Source organism: Pseudonocardia xinjiangensis (genome assembly GCF_050948425.1).
Classification (GTDB): domain Bacteria; phylum Actinomycetota; class Actinomycetes; order Mycobacteriales; family Pseudonocardiaceae; genus Pseudonocardia; species Pseudonocardia xinjiangensis.
Genome location: NZ_CP192009.1, coordinates 3,248,228 through 3,269,175, shown reverse-complemented (window position 1 = coordinate 3,269,175; position 20,948 = coordinate 3,248,228). Strand labels below are relative to the sequence as shown.

The following is a 20,948-nucleotide window of genomic DNA, read 5'->3' as shown; positions in this document are numbered from 1 at the left end:
GCTCATCAATGCGGTTCGGTGAATGTTCCCGTCGTCACCGGCGCAAAGTTGTCCCCCTGCACGGTGTATACGGTGAGTACCTTGTTGGTGGTATCGCCGTACTGATCGAACGACACCTTGCCACTGGTGCCGTCGAGATTCGTCTGCTGGACGGCATCAACCAGGTCCTGGCGGCGGGAGCCGCCGAAATCCCCGTTCTTCACGACCTTCGCCAGCGCATTGATGATCACGTTGGCCGAGTCGTAGGTCAGCGGCCCGTAGGCGCTGTACGAATCGGTGTAGCCCGCCGCCGCGTACGCATCCGTGAACGCCTTGGCGCTCGGCAGGCTCTCCACCGGAGCCCCGATGCCGGTAGCCAGATCCCCCTGCCGGCCACCGAGGGTGACGTACTGCTTGTCGGCAATGCCGTCGCCGCCCATCACCGGAATCGCCAGCCCGGCATCGGCGAGCTGCTTCGACAACGGTCCGGCCACGGGGAACTCACCGCCGTAGTACACCGCATCAGGGTTCATCGGACGAATCTTGGCAATCACGCTGGAGAAGTCGGTGTCATGTTCCCCCACCCTCTCCTGGGCAACGACGTCGGCGCCGAGCTGCTTCGCCTCCTTCACGAAGTTCTCGGTGAGTCCGACACCGTAGGTCTTACCGTCGTCGATGACGGCGATCCTCTTCTTGCCCGCCTTCTGCACCAGATACTGCGCACCGAACGGCCCCTGCAACAGATCCGTGGTAGCCAGCCGGAAGTACGTGGGGAACTGACGCTTGGGCGCGGTGGCGGCCTGCGGACCCATCGTCAGCGCCGGATCCGTGTTGCCCGACGACACCTCCACGATGTTCTGCTGTTCGAGGATCGGAGCAACGGACTGCGCCGTCGACGAGTTGTAGGTCCCCACCACAGCCGCGATGTTCGGGTCGGATGCCAGCTCGGTGGCCGCCTGCGCCGCAACCTGCGGAGTCCCCTGATCGTCCTCCGGCTGGAACACCAGCCGATACCCCGGGACCGCACACTTGTCATTGGCCTGGCGGATCGCCAGGTCAGCCGAGTTCTTCATCCCCAGACCGATCGCCGACAGACCGCCCGACAGCGGCGCGATCAAGCCGATGACCAGAGATCCCTTGGAGCTGTCGCACGATGACCCGCCGGCAGCACTGCTGCTCGACTGGTTGGTCCCGCATGCCGCAAGCAGCACCACCCCAGCCAGGATCGCGGCAGCCCCCGTAAACTTCCCGCTTCGCCTCACTCCAGACTTCTCCCATTCATCTCGCGGCGCAGATCCGCGCACGACGGACAACGAAATTGATTCACTTGGGCGCGTCCCGGCCGCGCAGGTACAGAGGCCGGCCTCGGGAGGAATATCTGCAGCCGCATCAGAGCAACGACCGGCGTCCGTCCTGACATCGGTCGATACATACAGCGCATGCTGCTTCAGTCGGAATGTCCACTATCGGAAGAACAGCGGCATTACTCGCAAAAATATGACGTGCTATCCGTTCCAGTACTTATGTCCGAATACGGTTCCAGATGGAGTCGGTCGGTCAGCCCGCTCACGCGACCCGGGCGTTGCACATGAACTCTGCTTCATCGCGAATCCGATGGCTCGATTATAATTACCGGAATCGCGTGAGACTGTCAAGCCTGCGAGCCACCGCGGTCACAAAATGCATATCCGACCTGATCGTGCGCACCACTGGTTCGTGTGGTCAGACTACCGAAAACGTCGGAGCTGCCACCAAAGAAGAATCAAGTGGACCTGACCGGAGTCGGGGTCACAGAGCGGCCGTCAGCGCGTCGTGCCTCCGCCCGCCGGCGGGCCGCGCGTCGAGGTCGATGCCGCCGGTGTGCTCGGCAACGCGGCGACCGTGAGGTCGTCGACACCGCCTGCGCCGCCGGCGGCGTTCGCGAGCCGGGTGACGGCCGTGCTGGCGTCGGTGTATGCGCCGTCGAGCTTCCCGACGAGGTCGCGCGGTGCGGGCAGGTAGCGCCAGAGGCCGTCCGTCGCGAGCACGAGCAGGCCTTCCGCGGTGGGCCGGTACGGCGTGACGGTGGGCTCGGGCCGGAAGTCGCCTGCCACCCAGCGGGTCATCGTGCCACCGTCGGTGATGGCACCGGGCCGGCTGTCGTCGGTGGTCAGCTGCCTGCCGGCGAAATTCCCGTCCGCGGGGAGGTAGTAGGCGCGGGCCGTCCCGACGTGGATGACCGTGATCGTGCCGTCGGTGCCGTAGTAGGCGCCCACGTAGGCGACGGCCCCGTGCCCGGTCGCAGGCGTGTACAGGTCGCGGAGCGCCTCCGCGCCGGCGGCGTGGGCAGCGCGCAGGGCCTGCTCGGGCGTGCGACCGAGGCCGCCGGAGCGGGTGATCTCGTCGTGGAAGGCGCGGGCGAACCGGTTGGCGGCGTGCCTCGAGTTGGGGTAGCTGAACACGCCGTCGACGACCGCGGCGACCCGGTCGCCGTTGGGCAGGGCCACGAGCGTGGCGGCGTCCTGGTTGGTGGGGTTGCCCCGGCCCCGGCGGGTGTCCGCGGCCAGGGCCCGGCCCTCGCGCACCTCGTCGCCGAACGGGTGCTCCAGCCGGTCGTGATGGGGGATGACCGGCGAGAAGCCCGGGGACGGCAGCACGATCGGCCGGAACAGGTCCGGGTGCCGACCGCGCAGGTTCTTGGCCGCGATCCGGGCGGTCTCCATGACCTTCCAGCCGCCGGCTGTGCGGTAGAGCTTGGTCTGCCACGCGTAGTCACGGTCGATGTCGTAGCGCGCGAGCGCCAGCCGGGCCCGGCCCAGCGCACGCCCGCGCTCAGGACCGCCGGGCAGGCGGTCCAGCTGCACGCGGAAACCGTCGAGCTCCTTGGCTATCTCGCGCAGCCAGTGCTCGGCGGTCGGCGGGAGCGGGTCCGCTCCCGGGGCGTACGGCCGGGCCGCCTCCGCGGCGCGGAGCGTCCGGTCGATCTGGTGGGGATACGCGCCGACGTCGGTGAGGCGCGCGATGGCGTTCTCGCGGGCCTCACCGAGCGTGGTGTGCGCCTCGACCTGGGCGGCCCGGGCCGCGTCCAGGAACGCGATCGCCTCGTCGGGCAGCCTGCCGTCCACCCGCTGGGCGGCGAGCAGCTCGCTCATGCGCAGGGCCCGGTGGTACAGCCGGTCGGCGCGGTCGTTCGCCTGCAGCAGGACCAGCAGCCTGCGGCGTTCCACCGTCGGCACCACCGCGTGCCGCCAGCGGGCAACGAACAGATCGCGTGCGCCGGTGGCGAACCGGACGGGCGCGGCCGGGTGGTCGGCGGGCAGCGGCCAGGTGTAGCGGCCGGCCGGGTTGCGCAGCTGGTACGCGAGCCCGGTCAGGCGACGCCACCCGATTCCGGCGTCGTCGACCCACCCGTCGCGCCAGTGCCGGAACGCCAGCTCGCCGTCGCGCAGGACCTCGCGCAGCACGGTGTAGGCGTCCTTCTCGGCCCGGGTGACGCCGGTGGCCCCGAGCCGCCCGGCGGTGAGCGGGGCCAGCTCTGCGCCACCGGGCAGCACCAGCGGGTCGGCACGCACCGCGTGCCGCAGACGCGGGCCGGCTGCCCGCCACACCGCTGCCAGCTTCGGGTCGGCGCGGTAGCCGCCCACCGCGTCGCCCGTCAGTGCACCCAGGTCGGCCAGCACAGCCAGCGCGGTGTCCCAGCCGGGCCCGCCGTACTGCGCGGCGAGCTGTTCGGGAGTGACCGGACCCTTCCGGCCGGCGATCACGAGAAGCCGCTCCAGGAGGGTGGCAGGCGTCGCCCGAGGCGCAGTCCGGGCCGCGGCGGTCATCGCGTCGGTCCAGCGCCGCTGGTTCCACCGCCGCTGGGTGTCGCTCAGCTCGACCTCGTTGCCCAGCAGCGCCGCCGAGCGCAGCAGCCGCATGCCGGCGGCCAGCTGCCGCTGCTCGGCCAGCCGTCCCGGCGTGGCACCGGACTGGCGGGCCGCGAGCGCACGCTCCTCCGTGGTGGCCGCGTCGGTGGCGCTGCGGGCTCGCTGCCCCGCGAGCTGGGCGATCGCCTCCAGCGGTTCGCTGCGGGGCCTGCTCATGCCCTCCAGCTCGAACTCCAGCGCGCGCAACGCGGCCCGCGCGCGCCGCAGGTTCGGGTGGTCCGGCTGGTCGTTGTCCAGGTAGTACTGCTTGATCTCCGCCAGCAGCGCGCGTCGCGGGCCCCCCAGGTACTCCGCACGCAGCGTGTTCCGGTCCTTGACCGCCGTGGCCAGCCGCTCCGTCCAGGTCCGGCTCGAGGCGGCGTGCCGGGGCTGCGGGCCGGCTCTCGCCCAGAGCGCCAGGCCGAGCAGCCGCTGGAACTCGACGACGTCGGCATCGGCGGTCCGGCCGGCATCGCGCAGGTGCGTCGCGACCCGGGCGAGCGCGTCGGGGTCGGCGGCCAGCACGGGGACGGCCGACGTGATCGTCTCCACGTGGTGCGTCCGCCGGTGCGCGGCGGCAGCCCGCTCGCGGTCGAGCGCCTGGTGGATCTCCGGGGTGGCGGGCAGCGATTCCCACTCGTCCAACGGCCCGGGGATCTCCGCGGACATCCGCGCCCACAGCCGGTCCGCCAGCTGACCGGCGAGCTGCTCGTTCAGCGGGCCGACCAGTCCGAAGTGGCCGAGCAGCTCCTCCAGGTCGGTGCGGTAGCCCGCGACCCTGCGGTGGAGCCGGTCACCGATCCACAACCACCGGAAGGGCCGGTCCGGGGACCGCAGCGCGCGCGAGCTCCGGTAGCCGTAGTAGCCGGCGCGGTGCTCGTCGGGGTCGCGGAGCAGCTTCCCGATCAGCCACACGGACCCCGCGACCGCCCCGAAGCGGACGAGAAGAGCGGTGAGCGAGTCGTTCGCCTCCACCCACGGCCTGCTCACCCAGGACAGGTTGATCGCGATGGCGGCCAGCCCGGCGAGTACCGGGTCGACCGCCTTGCGGAACAGCAGCCGCGTGTCGACCGGGGAGAAGCTCGTGTAGTCGAGCCACGCGATGAGCCAGCGGCGCTGCCGGTCCCCGCTGCCCGTGGCGTTCGACTCGGCGGCGTTCTTCTGTGCCTGCTTCGCCTTGCGCTTCGCGATCGGGGCCATGATCCGGCCGGCCCAGACGTTGACGTACTCCGCGATCACGGTCGGGGACGCGTAGACGATCACCGCCACCGCGACGGCGCTGACCAGGTCGCGCACCGCTCCCGGCGCCACGCCGCCCGCCAGCCCGCTGATCACGAAGGCCACCGCGGCCGACAGCGCACCGGACACGACCGACTTGATCCGCTTGGTGCGGCCCAGTTCCTTCTGCTGCACCGCCGCGCCGGCGATCCCGGCCCCGATGGCCACCGCCACGGGGACCACCCACCACGGCAACGTGGCCGGGGCGAACACCCTGAGGAGCCCGAGCCCGGCCGCGATCACGTACGACAGGCCGGCGGAGAGCGCAGCGGCCCGACGCGGGCGGGTCTGCATGCCCGAGTCCTGGTTGGCGTACTGCCTGCGCAGCACGTAGCGGTAGATCAGCCCGGCCGCGACCAGCGGCACCAGCAGCGCCTTGAGCCCGCGCAGGCCGGGCCGTGTCAGGAACGGCCACACGGCCGTGAAGCCCTGCTGGAGCAGCCCCCACACCGTCGGGCCCGCCATCCCGGCGGCGAGGCCGACAGCGAGCGAGATGCCGATCCGGACGCCCTGGGTGCGCAACCCGCGGGCGACCGCCTCCCACGGGGGACCGCGGGTCTGCCGCGGCGTCCACACCGCGCGGGCCGCCACGACCAGCCCGGCCGCCGCGACGACCAGCCCGAACGGGCCCGTCACGACGCCCGACCCGGCGATCCCCAGCTGCGCACCTCCCCAGAGCCCTGCGCCCACGCCGATGCCGAATCCGGCCACGCGGGCCACCCGCCTGCGGTTCCGCTCGGCGACCGGGACGTCCACCCCGGTCCGCGCCGTGAGCCGGAGGCGGTACCCGGACAGGCCGCGACCCCGGGCAGCCCGGTCCAACCGGCCGCCGGCCCTGGCCGATGCCACTCCGGCGTCCGCCGCGATCCGCGCCGCCTCCGCCCGGCCTGCGACCAGTGCCTGCCCCGCCGCCCGGTGCGCGGCCACGGACCTGGCGAGCCCCGGGAACGCGGTCGCGAACGCCTCCCCCACCGCGGTGACGGCCGGGCCGAACGCGACACCTGCGGCGGGCGTCCCCGCAGGCGGCACCGAACGGGCCAGGTCGAGCCTGCCGGCCCGCGCCACGAGCCGGCGTGCCGTGTGCTCGCGGAGCCCGAGGGCCTCCCCGACGCGCTGGACCAGCTGATACTCGGACAGCCGCGTCGCCGCGGGCGCGCCCGCGGCGACGACCGACAGCCAGCCGACCCAGCCGAGCTGCTCGGGGGTCACCTGCCGTGCCGCAACCCGCTGCTCGCGGTGCATCAGCCGCGCCGCGCTCCCCGCCGCGGCGCGCAGCCGTGCCACCGCACGGACCTGCCCGCGCAGCACACTCGCGGCCCGCCACCGGTCCAGCACCCACTGGCGGGCGGCGCTCACCGCGTCCCGAGCGGCCCGCCACCGGTCGGCCGCCCATTGCCGCGCGGTGCCCGCGGCGCCGCGGACGTCCTGCCACCGGTTCCCCACCCACTGCCGCGCGGCGCCCGCGGCGTCGCGGACGGTCTGCCACCGGTCCAGCAGCCACCGCTGCACGGCGCCGGCCGCGGTGCGCACCGTCGGCGGCGTGGCCGGCAGCCCCCTGACGTCCGTCGTCGACAAGCCGGTCACACGGCTCACCGGCCCGGCCCGGACACCCGCGGTGCGCGCGGTCACGGCCGCCTCCCGGACCTGCTGGTCGCGCTGCGTGCGCGCTGCGACCACCTGTCGGGTCGCGGCACTCAGCGGCACCACCGCCTGGCCGAGCGCCGTGGACCGCAGCGCCACCGCGGCGCGGGCGGCGCCGAGCAGCGCGTCGGCCGACAGACCGGGATCGGCCAGCGTCGTCGGCAGGGTCACCGAACCGCCGAGCGCCGGGTCGGCCAGCCGCGCGCGCACCCGCTGCGGGTTGACGCCCAGCGCGGCCGCCAGCCCCTCGGCGATCTGGTCGTCGGTGCGGCCCAGGTCGTGCAGCCGCTCCGCGAGCGCCGGCACCCAGCCCAGCCGCTCGCCGAGGCCCTGCTCGTACCCGCGGACCGCCTCCCGCAGGAGGGCCTCCGCCTCCAGAGCGCGGGTCAGCGGCTCGTTCGCCTCGGCGACCTTCTCGCGCAGCTCCTTCGCGGCCCTGCGCTGACCCGGCCACCAGACCATTCCCGCCGCCAGCACGCCCGGATCGGCCACGCTGTAGCGGACGGCGGCGAGGCTTGCCAGCAGACCGCCGGTCAGCAGCACGACCGACCACGCCGCACGCTGGTTCGAGGAGAAGCGCTGCCACCACGGCGGGCCGCGCGACCTCGGCTGCGGACCGGCCTTGCGCGACCCCAGCGCCCGCGACTCGGTGACGCCGTTGGTACGCGGCGGCAGGCTCGGCCGCTGCTCCGGTCCGTCGCCGGTCGGCTTCGATGCGCCGCCACCGGGCACGGACCCGCCACCGGACGCCGCCGGACCGGACCCGCCGCCCGGGGGGTTGCCCAGGATCTGGCGGACCTGCCCGACGTTCAGGTCGGTGATCGCGGCGATCCGGGCTGCCGGCAGCCCGCCTCGAGCCGCTGCGCGCACCGCCGCTTCCAGCGTCGCACGCCGCTCCACCTGCCGATCGGCCAGCTCGCCGGTGGTCAGCCCGACCTGCGCTGTCGCGTCACGCAGCCGAGCCTCCGCGGCCGCCAGGTGGGCGCTCAGCCGTTCCTGCCGCTCCTGGAACGACCCGGTCGGCTCGCCCAGCCCGGCCACAGCCCCAGCCGGAGCCGCGGTGCCCAGGCCGGCGAACAACCGCACCTCCGCCGGGTCGATCCCGAGCGCACCCGCCACCACCGCATCGCGCGCCGCCGCGGTCCGAGGGTCGCTGAGGATCGCGTCGGGGCCGCTGAACAACCACCCCGCCCCGCGCCGCTGGACGTCGGCCAGCTCGGCATCCGCCGCTGCCACCCCGCCCCGCGCCGCTGCCAGCCGGGACCGAGCCGTCACGACCGGCCCGTCCAACCCGGCCATCACCGAGCGCAGCTCCCGCGCCGCCGCCCGCCGCCGACCCACTGCGATGAGCGGCTCCCAGGCAGCAGCCGAGATGCCGGTGAGCACCGCGGTCGACGAGGCTGCCACACCTGCCGCCGCGAGCATCCGGGCGCGCGCCGGTGGCCCGCGGATCCGCAGCGTGTCCGGGGCGAGACGCAGCAGGGCGGCGCTGATCGCCGTGATCCCGAACCCGGCGGCCACCAGCGCCGCCGAGCCGGACCCACCGAGAACGGCCAGGCCGCCGCCGAGAAGGGTGAGTGCGGTCGTGCCCGCACCCCACGTGACGACGATGCGATCGCGACGCACGGTGTCCGGCCAGGCCGCGTTGCGCGGCGGCCGCGTGGCCCGCCAGGCGGCATTCATCGTCGTGGGCAGCACGGCGAGCACACCGGCGCGGGTGGCGCGGTTCCACGGCAGTCCGTGGCGCTCGGCGAAGCGGGCGAGGACCCTGTCGCCCAGGTCGCCTGCCAGCCCTGCCGACATCAGCGTCACGAGGGCAGCGCGGTCCCCCGCGGCGACGAACCGCCGCAGATCCCCGGCCACCTCAGCAGGCGCCCTGCTCACCAGGCGCCTGCCCAGCCGCTGCGCCCACACGGCGTCACGCACCTGCACGGACGTGATGCCCTCGGCCCGGTACCGCTCGACCTGCGCCATCTGCCTGCGTCCGCTGCGGCTGCTCTCGGCGATCTTCCGGTGCATGTCGCCGTAGCCCTGGGCGATACTCGCGAACTCCTGCCGCTCCGGCGACGCGCCGGTCCCGGGCCGGGCCGACTGCGCCGTCGTCCACGACGGCGCCGCACGCTGCTCCACCAGCGCGGCCCGCCGTTCGTCGAGGATGGCGCGCTGCCCGCGCATCCCGGCGAGCTCCGTCACGGCCCGCTCGGCCTCGCGCTGCCAGCTCACCTCGGGTCGTCTGCCCCGGTCGGGCGTCGCCCGCGGACCGACGGGCAGGCCGGCCTTGGCGCGGACCACGGCGGTCCTGCGCTCGAGCGCCCCGATGGCCTGGTCCAGCGCACGCTGCAGACTGTTGATCTCTGTGATCGCAGCGTCGAAGTCCTCATGGTGAGCCACGTCCCGGGCCGCGTACCAGGCCTCAGCCCGCTGTGCCGGGCTGTACCCCGCCCACTCGGCGTCGGTGATGTGCGCGGGCCGCAGCGCCTCGGCGATCGACTGGGTTCGCCCGGACACCCTGAGGTGGAGCTTGCCGTCGATGTCCTGCAACCGCCGGTCCCACACCGGGATCGGGCCACCGCCGACGGTCGGGGCGTCCGGCAGGGTCGGCGCCGGTGGCTGCCTGCCGGTCTCCGGGTGCGTCGGCGGGGTGCCCGGTCCGAGCGCAGGCACGGTCCGGGCACCGGCCGCCGCCGCGCCCGTGTGCGGCGCGGCCCCGGCGACCGGCCGGGCGCCGGTTGCGCCGTCGGCCGCGACGGTCTGGCGCATCGGCGACGTGTGGGTGCCACCGGCCGGCGGGCCTGTCTCCGCCGCTGTACGCGGCGCCAGGGCGGGGTTGTGGCCGCGCACCGGTCCCCAGGATCCGTCCGGCACCGACCTGGCCGCCGCGCCCGCCTCGGCGACGTGCGCCGTCAGCTGCGGCACATGTGCCGTCGACACGTGCGGGTGCGGGATCACCGAGTAGATGACCAGCGCGCCGGTCAGGCCTACCTTGACGAGGATCTCCTTCGCCCCGGCTTTCAGGTTCTGCCAGCGCGACGAGCGCACGGCGTCGGCCGGTGCCGCGGGCAGGCCGGCGCCCGCCTCGGCCGGCGCCCCGCGCGTCGACGGGCGGGGGCCGTCCGGCGCGGCATCGCGGAGCAACCGGACGCCCGGCAGCCCCAGGTCGACGACGCCCCGCCCGTCCAGGCCTGCGCGCTCCTCCACGAGCCGGTGCCTCAGCCCGGTCAGCTGGGTCTCGAGTGCTTCGGCGCGCGCGCCGGCCGCGACCGACGCGCTGCGGTCGCCCATGCCGGCCTGGATCTCCGCCAGCCGGGCCTCGACCGCCGCGACGCGCTGCGCACGGCTCGCCGCCCGCTGAGGCGTGACCTCCACGCGCTGCACGGTGACGCCCGGCGCGACCTCGACCGGGGGTCCGGCCTCGCGGTGGTGCAGGCCGGGGACGTCGGTCGCCCCCGGCAGACGCGGGTCGGTCGGCTGCCGCAGGCGGTCGAGCTCGGCCCGGAGCCGGACCTGCTCGGCGCGCAGCTGCCGGTTCGTCGCGACGTCCCGGTGAACGGCCTCGCCCTGCGCGGTGCGCGCAGCGCGCAGTTCGGACTCCACCTCGGTGATGCGCTGCTGCACCGTCTCGACGCGAGCGTTGCTCCGCTCGGGGCGCGCGACGATCTCGACCGTGACCCGCGAACCACCGGATGTCTCGACGGTGTACCTGGTCCCGGGGGGCGGCAGGTCCAGCTCGCCCGCGGCAGGGCGGGATCGTGCCGGATGCCCGTCCCGGGCCGGCACGGACGCCATCTCGTCCAGATGCGGGCGTAGCCCGCCGTTCGTACCCGGCTGCCCGGGAAGCGGGTCGTTGCCACCGGACGCCTTCAGCTGCGCCCCGCCGCCGGATCCGGCCCGCTGCGCGGGGGTGACGTCCGCGCCGGACAGGAGCGCGGGACCGCCGCCGACGGTCCCGGCCCGTAGGGCCGGGCCCGTGAGGAGGACGTCGTGGGCCTTGGCGACCCGCTTCTGGCGGATGGCGTTGGCGGCCTCATGGCCCCTGAGATACCCGAGCGGGGTCAGCCGGCCGGGCGAGGTGGGCAGGTCGGTGCCCCAGGCCTGCAACGACGCGGCCTGGCGAGCCGCCCCCAGCTCCTTCGGAGAGACGCTGCGGCCGAAGGGCAGACCCAGGACATGGTGGGCGCGCGCCGTACCGAACAGACCCGGAATGCGCTCGGGCCTGGCCGCCGTGAGGCGCTGCAGCAGCGTGCCCGTGAAGACGGTGCGGCCGGTGACGCCGCCGCGCTGGATGATCCGCCCGGCGTAGGCCGAGGTCTCCAGCGCGCTGCCGACGCGGCGGAGCACGACGGCCCCACCCGCGTGGCCCATGCCCGCGGCGAGCCGGCCGCCCTGCACAGCAGCCGCGCCCCGCCCCGCCAACGCGGCCGAACCAGTGAACGCCGCCCGCGCGGCCGGCGCGAGCACCCGCGCCCCCACCCCGGCCGCGGTCCGCCCCGCCCAGAAGTAGGGCCGGTACGGGGCCAGCGCCACGTTGCCCGTCACGTTGGCCAGCCGCAACGTCCCGGTGGCCACGGCGTCCAGCCCAGGCGCCGCGCGTCCGGCCGCCCTCCCCACGGAGGTCAGCGCACCGCGGAGCCCGCTGGTCGCCGTCGCCCCCGCAGCAGCCACACCAGCGCTCTTCGCGCCCATCGAGACGAGCTTGACCGCCACCCCGGCCCCGGCGGCGACCAGCGCCACGGTGCCCACGTCCTCCAGCAGCGTCGAGACCGGCGTGAAGTAGTAGTCGTCCCCGATCCTCTCCCAGCTACCGCCGTCGTTCAGCCACCGGTCGTAGAAGTTGACCGCGCTCTGGGCGATCCCCCCGGTGAAGGGCCGGTTCTCCGCGTACCCCGCGAGCCCGTCGCCCCACTCGTTCCTGGTGACCCAGCTCCCCACCTCGGTGCCGACGGCGTCGACCAGGCCGGGCACCGCGTGCACGACGACCGAGCCACCGTCGCGGCCCAGGTTCTTGAAGAACCCACCGACCGACTTCTTCGTCTCGACGTCCAGGACGACGTACTTGCCGCCCATCTCCTCGACCCACGCCTCCCCACACGGCTTCGTGGCCGAGCACGTCGCGTCGTCCTCGCGACCCGGCGCCCTCGAGTGCAGGAACAGCTCGCCGCCGTCCTCGACCTCGCCCCCCGACCGGGCCGACTTGGCAGTGGCGAACCCGAAGCACAACCCGTTCCCCGACGAACGGCAGTCCGACAGGGTGTCGCGGTTGGAGTCGACGTGGGTGCGGAACTCCCCCGAGCAGGTCGAGTTCGAGTCGGCGCAGAACCCCGACGCGACCGCCTGACCCTGCCCCTCGTCATCCCCACCCGAGGCGAACGCGCTCACGCTCAACGAGCAGCTACCGGGCGCGGCCTCCCCGCAGCTCTTCACGGACGCGGCGTTGTTCTTGCCCGACTCGTGATCGGCCGAGGCCTTCCCCGCGTACGAGCAGCTCACCCCTTTACTGCCCTCACACCACGCCACCACGTCGACCTTGTGCTGCTCGGCGTCCACCGTCACGCTCGCCGCAACCGAGCACGCACCGGAGCCGGCGGAACCGGAGTCGGAACAGCCGCCCCGGGCCTCACCGCTCAACCTGCCGTCGTCACCGGTGGCCTGCCGGTCCCCGGTGGCCGAGAAGCTGTAGCGACACGCCGCGGCGCCACCGTCCGCGCCACTGGCCTCGCAGCCCGCGCCGGCCGCCACCTGCTCCGGGACGGTCGTCGGGGGCGCCTGGAAACACCCATGCGGACTGGTGCACTTCGGGGGGTATTTCGTGTACTCCGCCTGGTACTTGGCCACCGACACCGAGGAGCAGGTCCCACTTCCGCCCGGCTGCACGCAGTCGGACCTGCCGGTCCCGGTCAGCTTCCCGTCCGGCGCCTGCGCCCACGCCTCGGTGTGGGTCTCCGAACGCGTGCAGGTGCCACCGTCCAGCCCTGCGCAGTCGGTGAACGCCTCGACCCGCCCGGTCTCGGCGTTGTAGGCCGCCGACCCCACCAGCGCGCACGTCCCGCCGGCGCCGGCACAGTCCGCCCGCGCGGTAGCGGTGTGCTTCTCGTCCTTGCTCTGCTGGGCCACGTCTGCGCGGACGTGCGCGTCCTGGCTGCACTGCGGCCCGGCCGGGTAGCAGCCGGTCTGCACGTCCACCCGGGCCGGGACGACGACGGGCGTGCCGTTCTCGTCCTTGACCACGTTGCCGTTGCCGTCCAGCTTCACCTGCGCCGGGACGTAGGCGAACACCCCCGACACCGAACACACGCCCGAGCGCTTCGCGCAGTCGGAGCGACCGTCGCCCGACACCGTGCCGTCGGTCGGGCCGTTCGGCACGGCCTGCCCCGGCCCCGACACCCGACCCTCGAGATGCGCCTCGGACGTCGTGCACCTGGCGGCACCGTCACCGGCGCAGTCGGAGTAGGCGTCGATCCGCCCGGTCGCCGCATCGAACTCTCCGCCGACCACCGTGGAACACCAGCCGGTCGTGCCCGCACATGCCGAGCGCGCGATACCGGTGATCGTGCCGTCGGGCGAGGTGACCTTCGCCGCCGCCAGCGCGCCCTGCGTGCAGCTGCCCCCGCCCTCGCTCTCACAGCCGGTGCCGATCACCAGCATCGGCGGGACCCGGTTGCCCTTCTCGTCCGTGGTCGCCGGCTGGTACTTCGCCACCCCGGCGATCCCGCACGAGCCGACCGCGCCGGAGCAGCGCACCTGGCCCTTGCCGGTCAGCTCGCCGTTCGGCGAGGCCGCGTCGATGTTCAGGTTCGCGTACCGGCTGCAGCTACCACCCTCGGTGCCGCAGTAGGACGACAGCTCCATCCGCCCGGTCTGCGGGTTGTAGGTCGCCCGAGCCCCGGTCGCGCAGTACCCACCCCCCGCGCGGCTGCCCGAGCAGCTCGCCCCAGCGTCACCGCTGATCCCCTCGCCCGCCGCCGACGCCGCCGACCGCGTCGCATAGTGCGTGGAGCACGCCCCGGTGCCCGAACAGCCTGCCTGGGCCGTCGCGTGCTCGGAGTCGACCTCCACCGTGGCGTACGAGCCACACGACCCACCCGCACCGCCGCCCGAGCAGTTCGCCCACGCCTCCCCGTGCTGGCCGCCCACCGTCTTCGACGCCTCGGCGTGGCTCGAGAAGGAAGCCGAACAGTTCGCCGCGCCCGAACACCCCGCCGCCGCGTTCGCGAACCCCTTCCCGGCCTGGGCCTGCGCCCACACCGACAGCCCGCCACCGCCCGGACCGCTACCCCCGCCCGATCCGCTCGCCGAGGCACGCGCCCAGCTGCGATGCGTCCCGTCGTCGTACGACGCCGAAGCCGCCGCGGTGGCCGAGTAGGAGTAGCGGCAGTTCGCCGCACCCGCGCAGGACGCACCTGCCGACGCGTACCCCGGACCCGCCGACGCCTGCGCCGACACCGCCACCCCGCCGCCACCGCGGCCACCACCACCGGAGCCGGACGCGGAGGCGTACGCCCGGTTCCCGCCGTAGGCAGCCGCCGCGGAGGCCGCGGCGCTGTAGGAGTGGCGGCAGTTGGCCGGACCCGCGCACGACGCGCCCGCCGACGCGTACCCCGGACCCGCCGACGCCTGCGCCGACACCGCCACCCCGCCGCCACCGCGGCCACCACCGCCCGAGCCGGACGCGGACGCGCTCGCCCGGTTCCCGCCGTACTCGGCCGACGCGGATGCCCGCGCGCTGTAGGAGTGGCTGCAGCGGACGCCGGCGCTGCCGGTGCAGGACGCCGAGGCCTCCGCGCTCCCGGGCCGAACGGACACCGCCGCGCTGGTGGCGACGTACCCGTTGCCGAAGGTTCCGGCACCCGACCCGGACGCCAGCGCCCGGGCGCTCGCTCCGCCCGCGGCGCCGGCGGCGGCGCTTCTGGCCCGGAAGCTGTAGGAGCAGCGGGAACCCGCGCTGCCCTGGCACGCGGCTGCGGCGACCGCCCCGTCGGCGTCCGCCTGCGCCGCGGCGCTCGTGGCGCACCATCCGGTGCCGGACCCGCCCGCGCCGCCGCAGCGGGCGGCCGCCGCGGCGCGGTTCCCGGCGGTCCGGCTGCTCGCGCTGCTCGTCGAGGAGAAGCTGTACCGGCAGGTCGAGCCGGCACCGCCCTGGCATGCGGCGGAAGCCTGGGACCCGCCGGCGCCGGCGCCGACACGGCTGACGCCCGCGCACCGCCCGCCGGCCCCGGCCGTGCAGTCGGTGCTCGACGCGGCCTCGCTGGTTCCGCCCGGCGCGGCTGCCTGCGCGCCGCCCCCGGTCCGGGTACGGCACGCGATGCCGGTGCAGTCGGCGGTGACCTCGGCGGCGCCGGCCATGGCGTTCCCGCCCGTGCCGACCTGGCAGACGCCGGCGGCCGCACAGGTCGCGTTCGACGCAGCGCGCACCGCCGGGCCACCGACCGTCGTGGTCGTACTCGACGCGCGGGTCGCACAGCCGGTCGTGCTGCCGTCGTCGCAGGCCGCGGTGATCGAGGCGGACGTGGTGGCGAACCGCTCGCCCGTCTTCGCGTCCGGCGCGGTGGTCGAGGTCGCCGTGGTCGCGACGATCTGCGCCTGGCACGCGGTGGTGGCGTCGCAGCGGGTCTCGCCGGTGGCGGTGCTCCGGCTCTGCCGGCCGTCCGGCCCGGCGACGGACGCCGTGGTCCCGGTCGCGGAACCGGTGCAGCCGGCTTCCGGGCAGACGATCCGCGAAGCGGCCCGACCGGCACCCGAGACGCCCGCGACGGGCTTCGCGCTGTCGCCCGTGCCGGTGGTCCGGCCCGAGTCGCGCTGGCTGGACGCGGTCGCGTCGCTCGCCACCACGCAGCCGCTTTCGGCGGCGACGCAGCCCGCGGTCGTGTGCGCACGGCCCGGCGTGCCGTCCGTGCCGCCGGTCGTCACGGCAGCACACCCGGTACCGACGCACTGCGCGACCGCGCTCGACTGCGCGAGCGTCGCCGGCGCGTCCCTGACCGGCTGCGCGGCCAGGTCGGCGGCCTCGGTGGCTGCCCGGCGTGCCACCTTCGCTGCCTGCGCAGCGTCGGCGGCGGCCTTCTTCTGCTCGTCGGTGGCACCCGCCCGCCTCCCGGCGTGAGCGGCGTCGGCGGCTGCCTGCTCCGCCTGCTCGGCCTGGGCGGCCATCTGCTCGGCGGCGGTGTTCTGCTGCTCCGCGACGATGTCGGCCACGACCTGGCCGGATCCCGCGGAGGAGTCGGTCTGGACACGGCAGCCGCTCTGGTCACTCGTGCAGCTGCCGCTGGAGCTGGAGGTGCCGGTCGCCGGAGGGCCGCGCGTCCCGCCGGCCCCGTTCAGGGAGTTCGGGCCGTCGGTGCCCGACGCGGACGTCCGCGCGGTGCCGGTGCAGGCGTTCCCGCTGCCGGCACAGTCCATCGTGGCCGAGGCCGTCGTCCAGCTCGACGCACCCGGCACGGTCGGGCCGCCGGAGTTCGCGCTCGATCCCGGCGCCACCGGCGCCGGCATCGTCGCCGGCTGGTCCGGCCCCTCCGGACCGCCCTGCTGCCCGTCATCCTGCTGCTGGTCACCCGACCGGCCCGACTCGCCGGACGGCCCGATGGTGCCCTCGCTGACCGTGGCGTTCGCGGTCGAACGGGCCTGCACCAGCGGCGCGATGACGTTCGCGTCCGGGCCGGAGGAGGCGCCCGAGTTCGTCACCGCCTGGCAGATGCCGCCGGCGACGCCCTCGCAGGTGCCCTTGCTGCGCGAACCACGGGGGTCCGGCGACACCGCCGGATCGGTCGCGGTGGCCTCGCTGGTCACCTTCCCGTCGCAGCGGGTCTCACCCTCACAGGTCAGCGCCGCACCGGCGGCCGACGCCGTGGACGGTCCCGGGGTCAGCCGCGAGGTGGTGACGGGCTTCGGGTCGCCGGTCGGGTCCACCTGCGGTCGGTCACCGGCCAGCGCCAGCGCGGCACCGGCCCCGGTCGAGGCGGTCGACACCGAGCGCACGTCGCATCCGCCCGTGCCGCCGTCGCAGGTCGCGCTACCGGTCGAGACGCGCGGCGCTCCCCTGTTGACGGCACCGTCCCAGGCCTCGGTGCCGGTGGTCACCGCACCCGCGCAACCCGCGTCCGCACACTGCAGGCTCGCGCTCGACGACGCCGCCGAGCTCGGGCCACTGGTCGGCTGTCCCGCCACCGGCAGCCCGGTGTCGGGGTCGACGACCACGAAGTCCGGGGCCGAGGACGCGGCCGACGTGGCCTCACCGGCGCACCCGCCGCCCGTCACGGTGCAGTCCGTGGTCGCGCGGGTGCCGCGGGCCTGCGGGGACACCGCCGTGTCGCGGGCGCTCGTCCCGGCCACGGCCGTGCCACCGCAGGTGCCGTCCGCGCCGTCGCAGCGCACCTGCGCCGACGCGTGGGAGACGCTCACCGGGCCGGACACCGCGGTCACACCCTCGGCGGCCTCGGCCGGGTCGCGGTCGGCGACCGTCGTGTCCGCAGCAGTGGAGCAGTTCCCGCCCGCGCCGTGCACCGTGCACTGGGTGGTGGCCGTGCTGTCCCGCACGCCGACCACGTCGCCCGAGGCGGCGCCGGTCGTCGTGCTGGTGACAGCACCGCGGCACTCGTCGATGGCGCAGTCGGCCTGCGCCCCGGCCGTACTGGACGCCGCCAGCTCCCGCTCGGGCGCGCCGTCCGCGGCGGCCCGCAAGCCGTCGGTGCGGGCGGCGGTGTCCGTGACCTCGGAGGCCGACTCGGCACCGCAGGTGCCGGCGGTGGTCTCGCAGGTCGAGGAACCGCTCGTGGTCCGCACGGCCGGCTTGGCGCCGGCAGCCGCCGTGCCGGTGACCGTGCCGGCGGTCGTCGTGGCGGCCTTGCCGGTGCAGGCCGGGCCGTCGCCGCAGTCGACGTTCGCGCTCGCTGTGCTGGCGGCGAAGCCGTCGCCGTCGCTCGTGACGGTCGGCGCGTCGTCGTCGAAAGAGGCCGACCGGACGTCCGCCTGCTCGTCGGTGGTGCTGCCGACCCGGGTGCCGCTGTCGGCGCGGCAGTCGCCGCCGGCCGCCTCACAGGTGGCCTCGCCGTTGCTCGTGCGCTCCGCGCCGGCCGTCAGGCCCTTCGCGGTGCCGGTGGTGGCGGCTCGCCCGGTACCGGTGCAGCCGGCGACGGCGCAGTCGACCTCGACGGCCGCGGTGCTCGCGCCGCCCGCGTCCCGGTCCCCGGCAGTGTCGCCGTGGCCCGAGCCGGACTCCGCCGAGCAGCCCCCGCCCGCCACGGTGCACTCCGCGGTGCCGGTGGTGGTCGCCTCCGGCGCGGCCGGCTCGGTCGCAGCCGTCGCGGTGCGCTCGGTGGCGGCCCGGTCCGTCACACTGGTGGTGGAGGCCGCGCGGCCGGTGCAGCCCGTCGCCCCGTCGGCGCACCTGGTCGCGCTTCGCGTCCGTGCACCATCGCCGGACCAGCGGTCGCCGACGGCCACGGAGCTGGACGTCCCGCAGCCCACGGCAGCCGCCTCGCAGCGCGCGGTGCTGCCGGCCCGGCGGGTGTCCTCGCCCTGCACCTGCGTGCTGGAGGCGATCTGCACGTCCGGCCGATCGGTCGCCCGACCGGAGCTGGAGCTGTCACAGACCCCCGCGGCCGTCGTGCACCCTGCCTCGGCCCCACCGGAGTCGGCATACGTGTTCAGGTCGCACCGACCGGTACACGACACGGCCGAAGCGGTCTTCTCCCGCTTCACCGTCGGGGGCGCGTCCGCGTCCTCCTGGGACGGGCCGCTGCTCTCCCCGCGACAGGCCCCGGCACCGGTTCGGCATGTGCTCTCTGCCATCTGCGGAGTCGCACGACTGGACTGCGCGCACCCGGTCGCATCACCCGTGCAGCGTGCCGACGCGGTGGTGACCGTGCCGTCCTCGGCGCGGCTCGACGTGCTGCTGCCACAGCCCTGGTCGGCGCCGGTCAGCGTGCAGGAGGCGGAGCCCTTCGACTCCCCCGCCGACGTCTGCACGCCACACCCGGACGACACTCCCGCCAACGCCACACACCGGTCGGTGTCCTTCTCCCCGTCCGCGCCCCGGCTCACCGACCCGCACGCCACGAACGCCCCGCTCGACCCGCAGCCGGCCACCGAGCCCTCACCACCACGGCTGCGCGACGGCACCGAATCCGACACGTCATTACCGGTGGCGGCCATCAGCTCGTCGGTCGCCTCGTACACCTCGTCGCGCTGCGACTCGTACGTGGCGACGTTCTGCGCGTGCGCCTTCTTCGTCACCGTGCCCGCGGCGACCTTCTTCTCCTCCGCCGCCAGCTGCTTCTCCCGCGCGGTCAGCTCGCGGTGCCCGTCGACCACCTCGTCGACGAGCTCGGCCCGTTCCGGCGACAGCTCCGCGCGATCCGCTGCGACCTGCTTCGCCAGCTGCTGGTGCTTCTTCTCGTCCTTCGCGTACGCGGCCTTGGTGACCTCACCCGAGGCAACCTTCTTCTTCTCCGCCGCCAGGCGCGCCTTGCTCTGATCGACCGTGATCCGGCCCTCGAGCACCCGCTCGGTCTGCTCGGAATCGTCGCGGTCCTGCCGCTCCCCGAACCGGCTCGCGGAGTAGCGGTACTCGTCCTCGCCGGAGGGGGGACCACGAGGATCCGCTGCCGAGGACACCCCCGGCCGCACCGCCGCACCACCGGCGCAGCCCCGGCTGCCCGCCTCGGTGCACGCCGCCCGCAGCGACTCCGTTCCCCGCAGCGCACCGGAGATCGACCGGTCACCGGAGTCCACCGCGCGTCTCCCGGACGCCGCCTGCTCACCTGACCGGGCGCCGGTGCGCGCCTGCTTCTCCGCGAGCGCGCCCTTCAGCGCGAGGTTCGTCGCCGCCGGTTGTCCCCTCCGATTGCGCTCCCCCGCCGCGCCCTCGGGAACACCTTTCGCGGTGCGCACTGCCCGGAGCGCATCAGGCGCCGACAACGTGGTGTCCCGGGTCCCGGCGGTGCCCTTCGCCGCTGTGCGAGCAGCGGCGGTCCGGCCCGCATCGCCGGCCACCCGCTTCGCGCCGGCCGGTTCCGTGCCGGCGCGCTGTCCTGCCGTCCCGGCAGCCTGCCCGCGGGTCGCGGCGGCGCGCTCGGCGTCAACCGGCGCCGTCGCCGCTGCGCGGTCTCGACGGCCGGCCGGCTCGGCGCCCTTCCCGCCCACCGCGTCCGCGGCCCTCCCCGCGCGGTTCTTCGTCCCCGTCGGCTTCTCGACAGCCTTGGCGGTCTTCCCCTTGCCGGCCTTCGGCACCGGCTGCTCCTCCGCCGCCGTCTTCCGGGGCGGCTTCTTCTGGGCCGGCCCCTTCTCGGCAGCCTTCGTCGCCGTGGGCTTCCCCTCCCCCGCCCACTCGGCCGACCGGGGAGCGTCGCTCGAACCCGCCTGACCGTCCTTGGCAGCGACCGGCTTCGAGCCGGCCTTCTTGTCACCGGAGTTCTTCCCAGCGGCCTGCTGTCCGGCCTTCTTGGCCGGCTTCGGCTCGACCTTCTTGCTGTCGGACTTCTCAGCGGGCTTCTTCGCCGGCTTCGCCCCTGGCTTGGTGTCGCCAGGCTTGGCGTTGCCGGTCTTCGTGTCGCCGGACTTCGTCGCCGTCTTCTTCTCGGGCTTGTTGTCCGGCTTCGGCTCGACCTTCTTGGTGGTTGCCTGCTTCTCCGACTTCCCACCGCCCGACGAACCGGAACCGGAATTCGAACCACCATTACCACCAGCAGACTTGGTGTGACCTCCCTTCGACATCGCCTGCTGCGCAGCCACCGGAACCACCACCGCCGCCGAAGCGGGAGACGCGGCAAGGAACGCCGTCCCCACCCACAGCACCACCACAGCACCGGCCAGCCCGAGAAGCCACCGCAGCATCCACAGCAACCGCTCCAGCGGCGACGGTCGCAACCGCACGGGCGCAGCAGTACGCGCGGCGAGGCCCCCGGCCCCACCCCCGCGCACCGACACCACACCCATGACAGACGACTCCTGACGTCACCGAAGAGACAGCCGCTCAGGGCCCCGCACCAGCAGGGACACGGCCGGAATGAAGACACACAGACGCACACCGGAGGTGTCACACGTCGCGCCTGAGGCAGCGACCCGCGACCGGCCTCGCACCGCCACTCCCCCGGCTGGTTCGCCCGTCGCGAGCCGTCAGCGACCGACGAGAACCTCGTGGAGTGATCGACACGAAGAGTGCTGTCCGAGGGT

General features: G+C 74.8%; 2 protein-coding genes. Both read right to left on the bottom strand.

The features are described 5' to 3' along the window. Positions 1-5: 5 nt before the first annotated feature. Entirely contained in the window at positions 6-1,193 is a 1,188-nt protein-coding gene (locus tag ACQPZA_RS15370) for a branched-chain amino acid ABC transporter substrate-binding protein (RefSeq protein WP_433281650.1), read from the bottom strand. Between the two features lie 588 nt (positions 1,194-1,781). Continuing rightward, on the bottom strand, positions 1,782-20,711 hold the full coding sequence (locus tag ACQPZA_RS15365) for a hypothetical protein (RefSeq protein ID WP_433281648.1): 18,930 nt from the start codon (positions 20,709-20,711) through the stop codon (positions 1,782-1,784). Between the last annotated feature and the right edge of the window lie 237 nt (positions 20,712-20,948).